General features: G+C 45.6%; 15 protein-coding genes and 1 tRNA gene. 3 read left to right on the forward strand and 13 right to left on the reverse strand.

Annotated features, from left to right (window positions below; translation table 11 throughout):
- Positions 1–2,161 (reverse strand): type VI secretion system Vgr family protein (locus ACO0KV_RS13720; RefSeq protein WP_423043099.1); only part of this gene is annotated, 2,161 nt, incomplete at its 3' end.
- A 493-nt stretch (positions 2,162–2,654) separates the two neighbouring features.
- Here ACO0KV_RS13720 and ACO0KV_RS13725 point away from each other — a divergent pair.
- Positions 2,655–3,884: an IS256 family transposase gene (locus tag ACO0KV_RS13725; RefSeq protein WP_423043100.1), complete on the forward strand. Its 1,230-nt coding sequence runs from the start codon at positions 2,655–2,657 to the stop codon at positions 3,882–3,884.
- Between the two features lie 44 nt (positions 3,885–3,928).
- Here the strand turns inward: ACO0KV_RS13725 and ACO0KV_RS13730 are convergent, their stop codons facing one another.
- From ACO0KV_RS13730 to ACO0KV_RS13740, 3 genes are all read right to left on the reverse strand, one after another.
- Positions 3,929–4,456: a ferritin-like domain-containing protein gene (locus ACO0KV_RS13730; protein WP_423043101.1), complete on the reverse strand. Its 528-nt coding sequence runs from the start codon at positions 4,454–4,456 to the stop codon at positions 3,929–3,931.
- 104 nt (positions 4,457–4,560) lie between these two features.
- Entirely contained in the window at positions 4,561–5,388 is an 828-nt protein-coding gene (locus ACO0KV_RS13735; RefSeq protein ID WP_423043102.1) for a universal stress protein, read from the reverse strand.
- Between the two features lie 70 nt (positions 5,389–5,458).
- Complete coding sequence (locus ACO0KV_RS13740; protein ID WP_423043103.1) at positions 5,459–6,136, reverse strand: PRC-barrel domain-containing protein; 678 nt, start codon at positions 6,134–6,136, stop codon at positions 5,459–5,461.
- Between the two features lie 194 nt (positions 6,137–6,330).
- On the opposite strand from ACO0KV_RS13740, the gene ACO0KV_RS13745 reads away from it, so the two are divergent.
- Both ACO0KV_RS13745 and ACO0KV_RS13750 read left to right on the forward strand, forming a co-directional pair.
- A complete protein-coding gene (locus ACO0KV_RS13745) occupies positions 6,331–6,984 on the forward strand; it encodes a BON domain-containing protein (RefSeq protein ID WP_423043104.1) in 654 nt (217 codons plus the stop codon).
- A gap of 117 nt (positions 6,985–7,101) precedes the next feature.
- Positions 7,102–7,371 (forward strand): hypothetical protein, encoded by a 270-nt coding sequence (locus ACO0KV_RS13750; protein WP_423043105.1) that lies wholly within the window; start codon positions 7,102–7,104, stop codon positions 7,369–7,371.
- Positions 7,372–7,432: 61 nt separating this feature from the next.
- Here the strand turns inward: ACO0KV_RS13750 and ACO0KV_RS13755 are convergent, their stop codons facing one another.
- The 9 genes from ACO0KV_RS13755 to glmM form a co-directional block, all read right to left on the reverse strand.
- Entirely contained in the window at positions 7,433–8,050 is a 618-nt protein-coding gene (locus ACO0KV_RS13755) for a histidine phosphatase family protein (protein WP_423043106.1), read from the reverse strand.
- Positions 8,047–9,108: a class I fructose-bisphosphate aldolase gene (locus tag ACO0KV_RS13760; protein WP_423043107.1), complete on the reverse strand. Its 1,062-nt coding sequence runs from the start codon at positions 9,106–9,108 to the stop codon at positions 8,047–8,049. Before ACO0KV_RS13760 ends, ACO0KV_RS13755 begins: the two co-directional genes overlap by 4 nt.
- 16 nt (positions 9,109–9,124) lie before the next feature.
- Positions 9,125–9,322, reverse strand: coding sequence for a hypothetical protein (locus ACO0KV_RS13765; protein WP_423043108.1), 198 nt, complete (start codon positions 9,320–9,322; stop codon positions 9,125–9,127).
- Positions 9,315–11,717, reverse strand: coding sequence for a phosphoketolase family protein (locus ACO0KV_RS13770; protein ID WP_423043109.1), 2,403 nt, complete (start codon positions 11,715–11,717; stop codon positions 9,315–9,317). Before ACO0KV_RS13770 ends, ACO0KV_RS13765 begins: the two co-directional genes overlap by 8 nt.
- Positions 11,718–11,835: 118 nt before the next feature.
- Complete coding sequence (locus ACO0KV_RS13775; protein ID WP_423043110.1) at positions 11,836–13,482, reverse strand: alpha-D-glucose phosphate-specific phosphoglucomutase; 1,647 nt, start codon at positions 13,480–13,482, stop codon at positions 11,836–11,838.
- Between the two features lies 1 nt (position 13,483).
- Positions 13,484–15,145: a glucose-6-phosphate isomerase gene (gene pgi, locus ACO0KV_RS13780; protein WP_423043111.1), complete on the reverse strand. Its 1,662-nt coding sequence runs from the start codon at positions 15,143–15,145 to the stop codon at positions 13,484–13,486.
- Positions 15,146–15,847: 702 nt separating this feature from the next.
- Positions 15,848–16,051 carry a hypothetical protein gene (locus ACO0KV_RS13785; RefSeq protein WP_423043112.1) on the reverse strand — a complete coding sequence of 68 codons (204 nt, stop codon included), beginning with the start codon at positions 16,049–16,051 and terminating at the stop codon, positions 15,848–15,850.
- 478 nt (positions 16,052–16,529) lie between these two features.
- Positions 16,530–16,606 (reverse strand) — tRNA-Arg (locus ACO0KV_RS13790).
- A 104-nt stretch (positions 16,607–16,710) separates the two neighbouring features.
- A complete protein-coding gene (glmM, locus tag ACO0KV_RS13795; protein WP_423043113.1) occupies positions 16,711–18,054 on the reverse strand; it encodes a phosphoglucosamine mutase in 1,344 nt (447 codons plus the stop codon).
- Between the last annotated feature and the right edge of the window lie 15 nt (positions 18,055–18,069).

An 18,069-nucleotide genomic window follows, 5' to 3' on the forward strand; every position in this document is an offset into this window, starting at 1 on the left:
AAAGCATATTCATCTCACTCTGTGCATCGCTACTGATATCGCTTAAGCCAATGCTAGCGGCGGCAAAGGTGGCAGTATTTTTGATGCCTGCTATTTGCGCATTTTGGAGCTGTAACGAAAGTGCAACTTCAGATTGATCCAGTTCATTGTCATTCGCTTTGCTTTTGATCGCTAAAGCGCCAAGCATATTTTGCAGACTTTGGCCTTGGATGAGTCGAGCTACCGTTTCCCCCATATCTGTCAGGTGATGTGCGGCTTTCTGGCGGCCATAGGTGGATACCAACAGCCCTTCTTTGGTACGAATGGCACCACGCCCATCCGTTCTGAGCTCAAACCCTTGACCGCGTGGTTCTTGACGACCTTGCTTGCTTTCAATACGGGTGATGAAGCCCAAGCTGAGTTGGCTGTGGTCATGGTCGCTTTTTAACTGCACCTGGATTTGGTCATGGGTATCGTCGAGAATGAGATGGTTGCTGCGCCCTGTAGCGCTGTTGCCGCCGCCTTGGTCAGTGAGTTCTCTGCTGCGTATGCCCATTAAGGCTTGCTGGCTCGGCAACTGCCATGGTGGCATGTTGAATTGGTTGTGGACGCTGCCGCTGCAAATCGGTCTGTCAGGGTCACCGCCGATGAAGTCGACCAACACTTCTTGTCCGATGCGGGGAATAGCTTGTTGCCCCAGTTGATTACCCGCCCACGGTAAAGCGACGCGGACCCAGCAACTGCTGTTTTGATTGACTTCGCCATAGCGATCCCATGGGAACTGGACTTTGATGCGACCGTATTGATCTGTATAGATATTGCTGGCGGCGGTATCACGATGGGGGCCAGTCACGGTAGCGACTTCGGGGCCGTAGCAGCGGGGTTTGATTTGTGTGTGTTCTGGGCGTACGATTTCGTTGCTAGGTTGTACGGTGAAATCGGTTTGGACTTGCCATAAGCCACGTTCTATCTGGCTGGGAGATAAGGCATTCACTAAACTAGGCAGTGCCGCGAGATTAAGTTTTGCGGACGGAGTGCGCTGAGTATCTTCGCTGACGTTCTCTATGAAGAAATGGGTACGGATGACGACATATTCTCTGTTGGCCACACCTTGAGGATAGTCGGTCAAGGTGAAGGATACGCCAGACACGACACCGCGCAGATACGCACTGGCATTGGCACGTTGTCCATGCTGACGTCGTTCTTCGATGCGCAGTCGGGTTAAGAAGCGGCCTTGCTCGTCGGTTTTGTTGGCCTGCGGATTCGATCCTGCATTCGGTTGGCTATACCGATTACCGCTCTGGGCATCATGCCAGCTGTAGAGTTCTTGGTTGTTTTGTCCTGTCTTGCGGGGATCACTACTGTTAGCTTCGAGGCTTGAGCGGCATCGGGTGTAGTCATAGTCACGGCTGGCAACACTGCCCGAGGTGAGGCTGTTCTCTGGGCTAAAAGCGTGAATGTAATCGCGGTCGATTTTATGGCCGAGCGGATAATACGGAATCGTCGCGTAGGCGTCACTGGCGGTACGGAATGCGCCATTGAAATCGGAGAGGATTAACCGATGCACACCGTTGCTGTGCTCGAAGTGGTAGTTGATGCCCCACTCTTGCATTAAACGAGAGACAAACGCAAAATCGGTTTCGTTGTACTGAACGCAATAATCACGTAGGGGGTAAGTGTCAATCAAGCGCTTGTCGACGACAAATGCATAGTCATTGAAGACAGCAAGGATGGTCTCAATGGGTGTTTGATTCTGGAAGACTTTGCAATCGCTGGTCAGTGTGGCGAGATGCAACCAAGGACGCAAGGTGAATTCATAGAGTGCATGACGGCTATCGACGCCGATGAAGCGAGCCGCGGTGACGAGGGCGGAGACTTCTCGTGTACCCGCACCGATGTGACCAGCACTACCACCGGGGAGACCAGGGGTAAATGCCCCCATACCTTCAAGCTCGATGGTGCAGGTGATTTCTTTGCCGATGACGCTATCGAGGTCAAGATCAGCACCAACACCAACGCCAGTACCAGCACGATCCGATGTTTGCAGCGTCAGACGATAGTCGAATAGCTGGTTGATACCATCGGTGCCGACTAAGCGCAAAGGTGTCAAAGGCTTGCTGATATCAGACAAGGCAGGACCGCTGACACTTAAGGCACGCGGGTGGGTGAATAGGCCGTTCACGATGTGATTCCTTGATCTATCTTGATTGAATGAGAATGGGCGATTGCTGATGCTGATGCTGATGCTGAAATGAAAGGTACTGAATTGCGGGAGAATCGTAACGAGCGATGTCTGTTGAAGGAAGGTTTTTTACCTTAAGATGCATTTATTACAAGCTGTAGCTCATCGCCTTAATATTGTTACAACATTGCTGGTATGACGGTGAAGATGTGGATGATGAGGAAATGAACGTGTCGGTGAAACACGTTTTGGGCGCTGAGAAAAGTGAGAACAGGGGGGATTGACTTCTGCCTTCGCAGATGCGACGAAGTGAGATTCGACAACGACAAACGGAAATATATAAAATTCAGGATACCCTCTTCAGGACACCCTCTCACCCACCTTATTATTACCCACGAGGACAAAGGATAGGATCATTCGTCTTTTAAGAGGGTGTAAAATTTTTGTGTAAACGGACATTTTGCAGGAAACTGCTACTTTGCTAGGAGCAATGATGTCCGACACTCAAAAACCATTATCCAACGATCTGATCGATGCCCTGCTGGGTGACTACAAAAAGCCAGAAGACCTCATCGGTGAAAACGGCTTATTAAAACAATTAACCAAAGCACTGGTTGAACGTGCCCTACAGGCGGAAATGACTGAACATTTAGGGCATAGTAAAAACCAGCTTGTCGCCAATGATACTGGCAACACCAGAAACGGTAAAAGTAAAAAAACACTCAAAGGTGACTTTGGGGCTTTACCGATCTCTGTTCCTCGAGACCGAGAAGGCACATTCGAGCCGCAAATCATTACCAAGCACCAGACACGCTGGACCGGCTTTGATGACAAAATTATCTCTCTTTATTCCCGTGGACTAACCGTTCGTGAAATTCAGCATCACCTGCAAGAAATGTACGGCGCTGAAGTATCGCCAACGTTGATTTCATCAGTGACCGATGCAGTCATGGACGAAGTCAAAATATGGCAATCCCGACCATTAGATAGTATTTATCCGATTGTTTATATGGACTGCATACACGTTAAGGTGCGTGATAGCGGCGCAGTCAGAGTAAAGGCTTTGTATCTTGCTATAGGCATTAACTTAGACGGGATAAAAGAAGTGCTTGGCATGTGGATTGCACAAACGGAAGGTGCAAAGTTCTGGCTTCAGGTCATCACTGAAATCAAGAACCGTGGCGTTGCTGATATTTACATTGCCTGTGTAGATGGCTTAAAGGGCTTTCCAGAGGCAATTGAAGCGGTCTTCCCCAAGGCTTCAGTTCAGCTCTGTATCGTTCATATGGTGCGCCACAGTTTGAATTTCGTTGGTTGGAAAGAACGCAAGCAGGTCGCAGACGATTTACGACGGATTTATTCCGCCACCACGATTGAGAAAGCTGAAATGGAACTGTGCCAGTTTGAAGAAAAATGGGGTGACCGATTTGCACCTATTGGCGACGCCTGGCGGAAGAATTGGCCTCGCTTAACGACGTTCTTTGATTACCCGCCGGACATCAGAAAAGTAATCTATACGACAAACGCGATTGAATCGGCCAACATGAGTCTGCGTAAGGTGATAAAAAACAGAGGGTCGTTTCCAACTGATGAAGCGGTACTGAAATTATTTTATCTGGCGTTAAATAACATCAGCCAAAAATGGACGATGCCAATCAGAGATTGGAAAGCAGCACTAAACCGATTTACAATCCAGTTCGGCGATCGTATGCCGAACGTTTAACTGAAACGCCGTTTACACAAAATTCAGGACACCCTCTCTTTTAATTATGCGAGCAAATCTCGCATATCATCTGCATGTTCTTCTTCTGTCGTCATAATACCGACTAACATGCTTTTTGTTGTTGGATCGGTATCAGCTAAGTTTTCTATCATCTGACGGTATGTCTCGATAGCAATCCGTTCAGCGACCAGATTAGATTTGATCATATCGTGGATGTTACTTGACTCATTATATTCAGCATGACTGCGTAACAACAAAGTTTCCGGATTAAAATCAGGCTTCCCATTTAATTGAACAATACGTTCTGCAAGTTCATAGGCATGATCCTGTTCGTCCAAGGCATGTTGCAAGAATTCTGCTTTGACAGGTCTGTTGTGCAAACCTGAAGCCGTATAGTAATGACGCATATAACGCAACATGCAGACTAATTCTGTGGCAAGAGCCTCATTGAGCATCTTAATCACTTCGTCACGGTCTGCTTTATAACCAGCAGTGACAGCGCCATCGTCTATGTTTTTTGCAGCAAGACGAATGGATTGTTTATCTATTTCAGTTTTTTTTGCGATATGCATGACATACTTTCTGAGTAACTAGGTTAACAATTTTTCTGTTCAGCTAAAATCAGATCAAGGCAAGTCTGATTCCTCTTGAAGCGCAAGAAGCCGCCTAAACAGAACTAATGGGAAATAAAAGAGCAGTAACTTTGTGAACGCATAATCTCGCGTGTCATGCCACCGATGACCCATTCACGCAACCGACTATGACCATACGCACCGGCGATTAATAGATCAATTTTCATTTCTGAGGTTGTTTTTCGCAGCGACTCTGTATCGTCACCTGTTGCATTGATGATGAGAGAATCTGCCTTTATCTGATGTAGTGCCAGCCATTCAATGACAAGCTGGTGTTTTGTGCGGATCAATTCCAACTCATCTTTATCGACAATTTCCATCAGAATGACTTGATGAGCGTATTTAAGAAATGGTAAGGCATCATATATTGCACGTCGCGATTCCATCGTGTCTTTCCAGGCGATCATGATCACCTGTAGACGAATATCGGTCAGTTCTCTGGGTATAAGTAGCATTGGTCTACCCAGCTGCAACAATACATCGGCATTATTCATATGACGAGTTGAGGCAGACTCGATATGCTCAGATGAAGCGACAAGTAACACATCAGCACTAACAGCCTCATTTGCAACGAAATCCGCGATCGAAGAACATAAGCTCGAGGAACGCCACACCAGCCGATTAGCACGTTCACTCAGGAGAGAACGAAATTCAACTTCCAAGGCAGAAATCTCTGTCTTCGCGCGATCCATTTCTTCTTTGAGCAGATCACCATTAATATAGCCATCGCCATAAGACATGGTAATAGGCGTACAAGCGACGATACCAGTCAAATTGGCATCAAATCTATCCGCGAGTTGACCTCCCACCCGGATTAAATGGCGATTATCGAGACCAAGTTCGAGATTTAACATCAGATTTGCGAGACTCATAATTTGCTTTCCTAAATGCCTTTGCTCCAGTTGCAGAGCCGGCGGATATACATCTTTATTGCAAGGAAAATTATTTACCCAGATTAGATAAGCTTAATTTCAGATGTGCTAAATCGACACTAAGATCATGCTCAAACTCCTGCCATCTTGATGCACCTGCCCGCTTCATTTCATTTAACTTTTTCTCTGTTATCTGGATTTTTTCCTGCAATAGAGCATATTGTTGGTCCAACTTTGATTTCGCATCCCCGTTTAGCAGAGCAGCTCTTTTTTGTAGGTCTATCGCTTGTTCTTTGGCTCGCGCGAGATCCTGCTCGGCACTGGCAACGAATGCATCTCGCTTTGCCGTATCGCTTGCGTAATCAAACTGGGGTAAGTTGGTGATAGATTCTTTTGTTGCACCTGGCAATACAATTTTTCCATTCTGTTCAACAATCTGAGCAACAGGTATTGCAACGTTATGACCACCGATACCAATAAATCCACCAACGTTCAAAATAAAATAGGTCACATTCTTTTCAGGAGAAATAATTACGTCCTCTATCTTTCCTATACCGACACCTGCATCATTGAACACGTCCTTCCCTAACACACTCTTCTTCACACTCCAGCCCATCGCCATTTGTCTCGCTTCCAGCACAGTAACGCCGATCACCGTGGTCGACCCAGCCACTTGGGCCATGCAGGTTGGTGCAAGAAGAATGTTACCGAGCACCACAAACCCCATCGTGATGATTATTTTTTTCATTTTGCAAATCCTTCTTATGGATGGAACGAATACATCATTAAATAAATGACCTCCGATACGTTATAAAAGAGTTAAAAATTGTGATCTGTACGGCATCACACACAAATAAATTTACAAATTAAAGCGTGGCAACGAACATACAAGCGACCAGGAGAATTTGAGAATGACAGTTCAATACATCCAGGAGAAATGAAGTGAAAACATCGACAGAATTAAAAAGGGACGTGATCGCCGAATTGAATTGGGACCCTTCCCTTCCCTCAAACAACATTGGTGTCGAAGTCAGTGATGGCGTTGTCACGTTATCCGGGCATGTTAGTAGTTTTGTAGAAAAATGGAATGCTGAACGGGCAGCACGACGTGTCGTTGGTGTGGATGCAATAGCAGTAGAAATCTCAGTCGACCTACCAGGATCGAGTAAAAGAGAAGATGCAGATATCGCGCGAACAGCAACGAATGTCTTAGCATGGGCCTCTTACCTGCCGCCAGACAGTATCAAGGTGATGGTTGAAGGCGGCTGGATTACACTTACCGGGAATGTTGAGTGGGAATACCAACGAAATGCAGCCGCAGAAGCAATTCGTCGTCTAATGGGTGTCACGGGAGTGAGCAATGATGTTTCGCTGGCACCATCAATTGCGTCGCAGGTCGTTCAATCCGACATAGAAACCGCACTAAAACGGCTGGCAAAAACAGAAAGTCAGAAGATTATCGTTCATGTGGATGGCAATACCGTCACGCTTTCTGGCACAACACATAGCTGGGTGGAGCGCGACTTGGCGACACAAGCAGCATGGAATGCACCTGGCGTAAAACACGTCCAAGACAAAATCAGAATCTCAATGTAAGGCAACATTTTCTGATGACTAGCGAAAGAAAAAACGGAACTGCGGGTTAACTTTCCCACGCTGATTTGGACCTAGTCATTGGCAAATAATCATTCAGCATAAGATATGGAGAATGTCGTGAGTATATCAAACACCAATAAAGCAGTGGAATACAACAAACCAATTCCACGCCTCTTAAAGCGGTCAGAGCGATCGTATTCTTCGGAAGAAGATGTCGATGCCCTTAAACGAGAAATATTAACTATTAGTAAAAAAAAGGACGATAAAAAAGCAGTCGCCGCACAGCGAAAGTCCGAAACGAAAAATTTACAAGAAACGAGCGAGCGAGAAGAAGTGATTGGTCGACATAAAAATGACGGTCAAAAACATTTTAAAGGAGCTCGTTAAAAACTTCAGCAACATCAGGCTGGCTATATTGTCTGGGCATCAGACAATATAGCCACTACATTTATTTGGCGAGCGCGGCTGAATTCCACATCGCAATGGCTGGCTGTGTTGGCCTATTATGTTCATAACTTAATATGCCGAACGACGCAGTATCCAATAAAAAATGTTGCGCATCTGAGACTGGGGAATGTATCCAACGAGCCGCCAGAACGCGACAAAAATGTGCATGAGAAAAAATAGCAACATTGCCTTCGAGATGCTTCAATTCCGTCAGACACGTGTCAGCCCGCAGTTTAATCTGCTCTAACGTTTCACCACCTTTTGGACCATCCTGAAAGAATCGCCAACCAGGGCGCAAAATTTTAATTTCAGGAGGTGTCAGCCCCTCGTCTTCGCCATTATTCCATTCTGATAAATCATCGCGAACAACGGCGTGTGTGGCTAAACCAGCTAAGGTACAAGTCTCTCTGGCGCGACGTAACGGGCTGCAGAATACCGAAGAGAAAGTATATTTCCGCAAAAGTTGACGTAACAGTCCTGCTTCGGACCTTCCCTCAGGTGACAACTGGATATCAGTAGCCCCAGTGTATTGGCCTGACACAGTCCACGCAGTCTGGCCGTGCCGGATAACAAACAACCTTAATGGCAATGGCGTATGTACTGCCAGTGTGGCCATCATGATCTGGCTGCAAGTGATGGAGATGGTCCATGATACAGGCCCTGTCTGGCTAATTGATTATCGCAAGCCTGTTGAAATATCAGATGCTGAGCAGCGACGCGTTGCTCAGGTAAGCCATGCCATAATTCGAGCGCAGGACACTGTATCGCTCTCGCAAACGAGAATGCGATTTCCCAAGGAAGTTTCTTCTTGCTTAGGTCCGATCGTTCCCGACGCAACGCTAACAGAGACATCGCATTTAAACGTGTGGATGCCTGTTCTGCCGTCTGCCCGCCTGAAAGAAACGCCACCACCGGCACCGCTGCCGGAACCGTATTCAACAAGCAATCAATCGTCCGTTGGGCAACGTCTTCTATAGTCGCCTGTACCGGACACAGGTTTCCAGATAACACCATGTTGGATTTCAAAATGACAGAGTCAAGACTCACCCCTTGCCGGTCTAATTCTCTAAATACTGCTCTTAATACATCCTCTGTCACCCTCTGACATCGCTCTATGGTATGGCTCCCCGCCATCAACACTTCTGGCTCCACAATAGGCACGATTGCATTCTCCTGACATAGTGCAGCAAATGCGGCAAGCGCATGAGCATTGTTATTAATCGCAGCATCAGACGGCAATTGATCACTAATTGTCAGCGTTGCACGCCATTTCGCAAAGGATGCACCAACACTTGCGTAGGTAACGAGCCGCTCCCTTAAACCGTCGAGCCCGTAGGTCATTTGCTCTAAAGGGTGTAATGCAAGTGGGTGAATACCGTGATCTACTTTGATACCAAAACGAATACCTGATTTTCGCAATATTTCTAAAAATGACGTCCCACCCAATTGGTGCTGATGTGTCGTCTCATCAAAAAGAATCACGCCGCCTATCGCTTTATGCAACTCTGGCGTTGTCAGAATAAGCTCCCGCCATAAACGCCGAGACTCTTCGATTGGAGGAATATCGAGTTGTATAAAACGCTGATTGCAAGTGGCATTGCTCTCATCCATTGCCAAGATGCCTTTATTATTGGCAAACAAGGTTTGCACAGTCTCACGCATAGAATTTATTTGCATTTGATACTTTCTGCGATTATGTTGGCTGGATAGATTCAGAAAGATCTTGAATGACTTTTTTCATCTCAGCGAAAATTAAATCATCGACAAAATGAATATTGACCTCAGGAATATCCCACGTAAAGATCGCTCTATATTTTTCCACCAACGCCGTCAGATCGACAGCGATCTTATCCTTGTAAGCCTGCATTTCTAACTGTTCCATCTTACTCATTACCGTCTCCAGAATGACAACCGATAATGTCGCCCCATTTCCAATCGCGAATTTCCTGCATATCCTCGCCATATTCGCGAATATAGTGCGCATGATTGATCAGCTTTTGCTCAAGTAACCCTCTTACATGGCGATGGTGACTTGTCTTCTGAGGGAGATGATCAATCACATCGATCGCGAGATGAAAACGGTCAAGCTTATTCAATACCGTCATATCAAATTGCGTAGTGATTGTGCCCTCTTCCTGATAACCGTGAACATGGATGTTTCGCTGATTAATCCTGTCATAAGTTAACCGACGTATAAGCCATGGATAAGAATGGAAAGCAAAAATTACCGGCTGATGGGTCGTAAATAAAGTATCAAAGTCGGCGTCTGACAAACCATGTGGATGCTCGCTGGTTGGCTGAAGTCGCGCTAAATCAACGATATTGACACAACGTACTTTCAGATCTGGTAAATACTCTCGTAAAATCGAGATCGCTGCAATGGTTTCTAACGTTGGCACATCACCACAGCACGCCATGACCACATCAGGCACGTCGCCTTGATCATTACTCGCCCAATCCCACACACCTATACCTTGTGTGCAATGTGTAATTGCCGCTTCAATGCTCAGCCATTGTGGTGAAGGATGTTTACCTGCAATCACAACATTGACGTAATGACGACTGCGCAGACAATGATCAATCACAGACAATAAACAATTCGCATCTGGCGGAAGATAGACACGGACAATCGACGCCTTTTTGTTCATAACATAATCGATAAAACCCGGATCCTGATGCGTAAATCCATTGTGATCCTGACGCCAGACATGCGAAGTAAGAATGATATTGAGCGAGGCAATCTTTGCGCGCCATGGCAATTCAGCAGAGACCTTGAGCCATTTCGCGTGTTGATTGAACATACTATCGATGATATGAATAAATGCCTCGTAACAGGTCAAAAGACCATGCCGCCCCGTAAGCAGATAGCCTTCCAGCCATCCCTCACACTGATGTTCACTCAGCATGCTATCGAGAACCATTCCGTCAGCGCCAAGGAACTGATCATTCTCCTGTATCTGCGCGTCCCACTGGCGATTCGTGATTTCAAAGACAGATTCCAAACCATTCGAAAGCGTTTCATCCGGGCCAAATAATCTGAAATTTCTCTGCGGCGTATTGAGTTGGATAATATCCCTCAAAAACCGCCCCAAAATGTGCATATCGCCAACTCCATGCATACCATATTTCTGCAACGTCTCGGCATATTTTCTGAAATCAGGAATAATCAGTTCCTTGAGAAGTAAGCCACCGTTGGCATGTGGATTTGCCCCCATGCGTCGAGGACCAACAGGTGCCAATGCTGCGAGTTCTGGTAGTAACTTACCGGTGGCATCAAATAACTCCTGAGGACGATAACTGCGTAGCCAGTCTTCGAGCATACTGAGATGCTGTGGTGGTGTATTGGCAGATACAAGCAAAGGAACCTGATGGGCACGGAAGTTACCTTCGATCGGTAGACCGTCAACCATCTTAGGACCAGTCCAGCCTTTGGGTGAGCATAGGACAACCATTGGCCAGCGAGGGCGCTGTAGTTCTCCCATCGTTCGCGCCTCATACTGGATTGCCTCAATCTCCTCCATCACTTTATCGAGTGTCGTCGCCATCGCTTCATGCATCAGCGCCGGTTCATCGCCCTCAACAAAATAAGGATGCCATCCATAGCCATGTAACAGTTGCTCCAGTTCTTCCCGAGGAATACGGGCAAGGATACTGGGGTTTGAAATTTTGTAGCCATTCAAATGAAGGATAGGTAAAACGACGCCATCATGTACCAGATTAAGAAATTTATTGGAATGCCACGCGGTAGCTAAGGCGGCTGTTTCTGCCTCCCCATCGCCAATCACACAGGCAACAACCAAATCTGGATGATCGAACGCGGCGCCAAATGCATGACTCAGTGAGTAGCCCAGTTCGCCACCCTCGTGTATTGAGCCAGGACATTCTGGAGATGCATGACTAGGAATACCACCTGGAAATGAAAACTGTAAGAACAACTTTTGCAACCCAGCTTCATCCTGCGTGATATGCGGATAGACCTCAGAATACGTGCCCTCAAGATAAGTATTAGCGACGACGGCCGGACCACCATGCCCAGGACCGCAGATATAGATCATATCTACGTCATATTTTTTGATAATTCGATTCAGATGAACATAAATAAAATTCTGACCTGGCGTTGTACCCCAATGACCTAACAACATCCTTTTAATGTCGGCCAGCACCAACGGACGTTTGAGTAAGGGATTTGCGTAGAGATAAATCTGTCCAACAGCAAGGTAATTCGCGGCACGCCAATATGCGTCGGTTTGATAAAGTTCCTGCGGTGACAGGCTGGGTTTGTTCATGGCATTATCCAATCAGGGTTTGTCTATCCTTATGCTTCAGATATACCTGTCTGCCATCCACTATTCTGTGCGCTAACGTCCATAGTTAGCGGCTAAATCAATTTGCCCCTAGAAAAGATCACACAGCTAAGAGCAAACGAGTGACGATACTCTGCACCTGCTCCAAGAGCGTTTGAAGATGCACATCGCCCAAAAAGCTCTCAGCATAAATTTTATATAAATCCTCTGTTCCTGAAGGTCTAATGACAAACCAAGCATTCTCCATGACTACTTTAATACCGTTGATTGGCTCATGGTTGCCAGGTGCTTGTGTCAAAAAACGGAGGACTGCCTCACCGGCGAAATAGTGACAAGTCAACTGGGCAAAGGTCAGCTTAGCTAGCATCGTACGTTGTTCTATATTTGCCACGCCTTCGAGACGACCCGTCGCAGGATGCCCGTAAATATCACTCAATTCGCGGTATCGCTGTCCAGGACTTATACCAGTTACAGCCATCATCTCCGCTGCAAGCAGGCCCATGACAATGCCATCTTTATCTGTGGTCCAGACAGTATTATCGCGCCGTAGAATAGTCGCTCCAGCACTTTCTTCACCTGCGAAACCCAAACTACCTTGATATAAAACGCCACCGAACCACTTGAATCCGACGGGTGTTTCATAAACCTCCCGATCCAAGGTATGTGCAATGCGATCAACGAGCCCCGTACAAACGATATTTTTTCCGATTGCCGCATGTTTGTTCCATGCTGGCCGGTGTTGAAATACGTAATCAATCGCAGTCACTAAAAAATGATCTGGCGGCATGAGGCCATCGTCATGAGTGACAATGCCATGTCTGTCATGATCTGTATCACAGGCGAATGCGACATCAAAATCCTCTTTCCGCTCAATCAATCCCTGCATTGCATAGACAGAAGAAGGATCAAGTCTGATTTTGCCATCCCAGTCTAGTGGCATAAAAGCAAAGCGCTCATCGACTTTGGTATTAATCATATCAAGATCAATGTTATAGAGAGAAGCGATTCTATCCCAGTAATGAACCCCTGCTCCCCCCATTGGGTCGACGCCGATATGCAAGGCACTATGATGTATCGACTCCATATCAACGACGCAAGCTAGTGCGCTGACATACTTACCCAGAAAATCATACTCTTGTACAAATGACGTTTTCCTTACTTCACTCAGTCGTATTTTTTTTATTCCGTGCAACCCAATTGCGAGGTATTCATTCGCTTTTTTTTCTATCCAGTCAGTGATACGGGTATCAGCGCCATCGCCCTGACATGTATTATATTTAAGCCCACCAAAGTCAGGAGGATTGTGTGATGGACTAAGAACGATGCCATCCGCAAAGCCTGATTGGCGTCCATGATTGAAAGCCAGTATCGCCAAGGAAATAGCTGGGGTAGGTGTGTACTCCCGAAATGGTGCTTGCAATACGGTTACCCCATTCGCCGTCATCACTTGCAATACCGTGTCTTGTGCAGGAATGGATAAGGCATGCGTGTCTATCCCCAGAAACAACGGCCCATGAATGCCATGCTCTGCCCTATATTCACAAATTGCCTGAGCAATTGCCATCAAATGCCATTCATTAAAACTCACTTTGAGCGACGTGCCACGATGACCAGAAGTACCAAAGATCACGCGTTGTGCTGGGTCTGACATATCAGGTCGTTCGGTATAATAAGCAGCAACCAAACGAGGGATATTCACCAACATATCTTCCGGTACTGGCTTGCCAGCGAGAGGGTGTATCCACATCTCAACCACCTCGCTTACTAAGATAATGCTGTATCAACTGCTGGGTTGAAGTATCAATGTCGTGTTGATGGTCAGAACTTAATCCAGCCGACCGCAAATAGGGCGCAATAGAGTCAGCCATTTTTTTGCCTGACTCAACACCCCATTGATCAAAAGAATTAATATTCCATATAGCACCCTGTGTAAAAACACTATGTTCGTATAGTGCAATCAATTGCCCTATACTGGTTGGCGTCAGGGTATCGGCAAGAATGGTATTACTAGAATGATTTCCAACACAAATCTGATAGGGTTCTAACGTTGTAGTAGCTATACCATTCACACCATTACTTAACGGTAACGACTGGTTACCAAAAGCGAGTACCGCAGTTTGTGCAATAAGATTGGCGACTAACTGATCTTGCGAAGTCAACTCATTCGGCAATGGCTGACAAAAGCCAATAAAGTCAGCCGAAAATACTGACGTTCCTTGATGTAGTAATTGGTAAAACGAATGCTGAGCATTGGTGCCTGGCTCTCCCCAATAAATTGGACAGGTCGAAAACGAGAGTTGATGTCCGTTCACATCAACATGCTTACCGTTACTTTCCATGGCAAGCTGTTGAAGATAAGCAGGAAACCGTCGCAGATAGTGAGAATAAGGCAAAATTGCGAGACTTGATGTTTTTTGGAAATTGTTGTTCCATATAGCGATCATTCCCAATAATACCGGCATATTTTCATGGAAAGGCGTATGTAAAAAATGCTGATCCATCTCGTGCATTCCACATAAAAATTCATAAAAATTACTAGCGCCAATAGCAATCATCACCGATAACCCAACCGCCGAATCTATGGAGTAACGACCGCCCGTCCAGTCCCACAACACAAACATCGTTGAAATATCAATCCCAAACTCTGCGACAGCATGTTCATTAGCGGAAACAGCAATAAAATGTTTGGCGACGACCTCTTCACTATCGATATGCGCAAGGCACCACGCCCTAGCCAGTCGCGTATTTGACAATGTCTCAGTGGTAGTAAAACTCTTAGAACAAACGATGAACAAGCATTCTTCTGGATGAAGATCGCGCGTCGCCTCATAAAAATCACTGCTGTCCACATTCGATACAAAACGTAAGCAAAGTCCACGATCACTATAAAACTTTAACGCCTCGTACAGCATAAATGGCCCCAAATCTGAGCCACCGATACCAATATGAATAATATTTTTTATGACTCTTCCGGTAGCACCTTTCATTTTTCCTTCTCGAATTCGATCAGAAATAATCCGCATCCGCATTAAACTTTGCTGAACCTGAGGTACCAAATTTTCTTGATCGAGATACACATGATCACCAAGCGGAGCTCGTAAAGCTATATGTAAGGCAGCCCTATGCTCACTCTGATTAACTTTTTTACCAAGAAACATCGCTTCAATTTTTTCTTTCAGCTTACATTCCTTCGCTAGATTCATTAATAAATTGACGGTCTGGCTCGTGAGGCGATTTTTAGAATAATCGAGATACAGCTGTCCAGATTGAATCGCCATATTTTGTCCGCGTTGATTATCAGTTAAAAACAACTGAGACAAACTCTGTTTATTAATTTGCGTCGAATGCTCAAGCAAAGCAACCCAAGTGCTTTTTTCTTGAAGGACAATATCTGTATCCCACGTTTCCATCTTATCTCCCAAAAGGATCTATTCTTTAACTCCTGTAAGCCGTAATATATGACACGAGTTTTAAAGAAAGTACGGCAACGAATCTTGATATGTTCGGCGCAGATACATCATGAACAATCACGATAAACGCTCGCCAAATAATGATGATCTCGTTTCAGGCAAGGTACATCTGTTCGATGCCACACGTAATTTAATGGGTAGATTACTATTGGGATAATAAAAAGATAGAAGCTCGATGACAGAGGTATTCGCAGAACACGCTAATGGAGAGGTCTAAGCAGGTATAACCGTTCAGAGAAAAAGTTAAAATCCAGTGTTCGCAAACGTGGTGGTCGTAACAAGAAGTTTATTTATATCCTCAACCAGCACTAATATGCGAACGAAATCAATAACCTGATCAGTTGGCGAACAAATAGAATGATTTTCGTTCCAAATCTCATTCTTAAAAATGGAATAAGTTTGTGGGAAAACGAAGTTTTTTACTTTAGCCTCGTGACCAACATTTGGTGTATCGCCGTTTTCGACTGCACGATATGTTGCCGATACCGTATCACCGTTGGCACGTGAAGGCTTGACACAAATGAATGCCCCCCAATCACCGCCCCATTTTTATTAATAGAGCGGCTGTTACCTCTAGTTAATAGATTGAGACCGACATCTATTTAACATCACCAGAGTAAAGTACCAGTTCTGATCCGGCAGTCACTGAGCCAACTTACTCACATTCTTCAGGATTCTTTCTGCAAGTTCTTGAGCCAATTGCTGTTCATGAGAAGACAATTCATTTTTTTTCATAGTCAAAAATGCAGAAAGTTGAATCAGTTGGTCCGTCACCTGATCTAAATCTTTCTTTATCTGTTGCCAATTTTCAATTAATTCTTTAGATGAAACAATTTCTTGTGTCATGAAAATCACCTTCGTTTGTATGAAGTCAAGTTTCAATCGCCATCAAAACAACTTTGCTTATATTCATTCTAATTTTGTTTTAATTTTTGCATATCGCTATGAATAGGGAGTCAACAATCCTCTTTTTTTTCGTCATCAATCATCGACTTATGGAGAGAAAAACGGCTAGGTGAACGCCTATTCTTCACAGAAAAATAGAAGTAAGCTCTTCTGCGCATTCGATGACTCGGGATTGCTACAAAAGGAGATGATCGGTACATAGAGGCGCGCATTAAGACACTTCTGCGTGATGGGATGATGTATTCGACATCGGAATGTAAATCAGGAGATCGATCCTTCGATAGGATCATTTGCATCGCCCATGATGATGATGCGTACTGACTGTGAATACTAACGCGAGACCAACAAAACCATTAAATTGGAAAAATCAGCACAACAAAAAGCCCAGAACGTTGTCTAGGCTTTTCGTATGATTTTTTGGCCTGCCCTAGTGGAATCGAACCACTAACCTATGCCTTAGAAGGGCATTGCTCTATCCAGTTGAGCTAAGGGCAGCATTTATTCCTGCGCTGATATAAAGCAAGAAAACTGAAGGCTGAATACTACATGTTTCTAGCCCCAGTTTCAAGAATAGTCTTAGCTTCTGGGGACGATAAGTGTTAATTTTTTTCGATACATGCGACCAAACGCCTTGCACAAGCACTTGCAAGCTCACTGTCATCAGCTTCGACCATGACGCGCAACAAAGGCTCGGTACCAGAAGCACGGATCAATACACGTCCACGACCTGCGAGCTCAGCTTCTACCTTATCTCTTTCTTGTGCTAGCTGAACATTTTTTTGCCAGTCAAAACCTGGAGTCACCCGGACGTTAAGCAATACTTGTGGAAATAAATTGAGCTGATCAAAACACTCATCCAACGATTTCCCACTACGGCGCAACGCTGAGAGTACTTGCAAAGCAGATACGATACCATCACCGGTCGAGTGTTTGTCAAGGCAGAGCAAATGTCCAGAGCCCTCGCCGCCCAACATCCAATCTCGTTCACGCAACTGTTCTAAGACATAACGATCACCAACCTTGGCGCGGGCAAAACCTACGCCCAGATTTTTGAACGCGATCTCCACCGCCATATTTGTCATCAACGTACCGACAACACCTGGTACTGGCCCGATAGCAAGTCTGTCCTTGACCATCAGATACAACAACTGATCACCGTTGTAAATTTTCCCATGCTTATCGACCATGATGAGCCGATCTGCATCGCCATCGAGTGCAATGCCCAAATCAGCATGATTAGCACGAACTGCGATCGCCAACCCGTCCGGCTCAGTTGCACCCACTTTGTCATTAATATTGGTGCCAGTTGGCGTATTGCCAATCGCGATAACCTCAGCACCTAATTCATGAAACACATGCGGGGCAATATCATAGGCCGCCCCATGAGCGCAATCCACAACGATTTTCAGACCACGTAAGTCTAATTCAGTAGGAAATGTACTTTTACAAAATTCGATATAACGGCCATTTGCATCGCGCAAACGGTGCGCTTTTCCTAAGTGGTCCGAACTAACGCACTCCATCGGCAACTCTAGCTGAGCTTCAATCGCCAATTCCACCTCGTCTGGTAGTTTATTGCCTTGCGCTGAAAAGAATTTAATGCCGTTGTCGTAATACGGATTATGCGACGCCGAAATCACGACGCCAGCGGACAAACGTAAAGCACGGGTCAGATACGCAACGGCAGGCGTTGGCATTGGCCCAGACAACATCACATCGACACCAGCGGCTGCAAACCCGGCTTCCAGTGCTGCTTCCAGCATATAACCAGAAATGCGCGTATCTTTACCAATCAACACTGTGGGACGTTTTACATCTGGGGTGCCTGCTTGTGTAAGTACTTTACCAGCAGCGTAACCCAAACGCATTACAAAATCCGGCGTGATTGGCGCAACACCCACTTTGCCACGGATACCATCTGTCCCAAAATATTTTCTTGTCATTTTTATTTCCAATTT

It is taken from the genome of Undibacterium sp. RuRC25W, assembly GCF_049339825.1.
Lineage (GTDB): Bacteria > Pseudomonadota > Gammaproteobacteria > Burkholderiales > Burkholderiaceae_D > Undibacterium.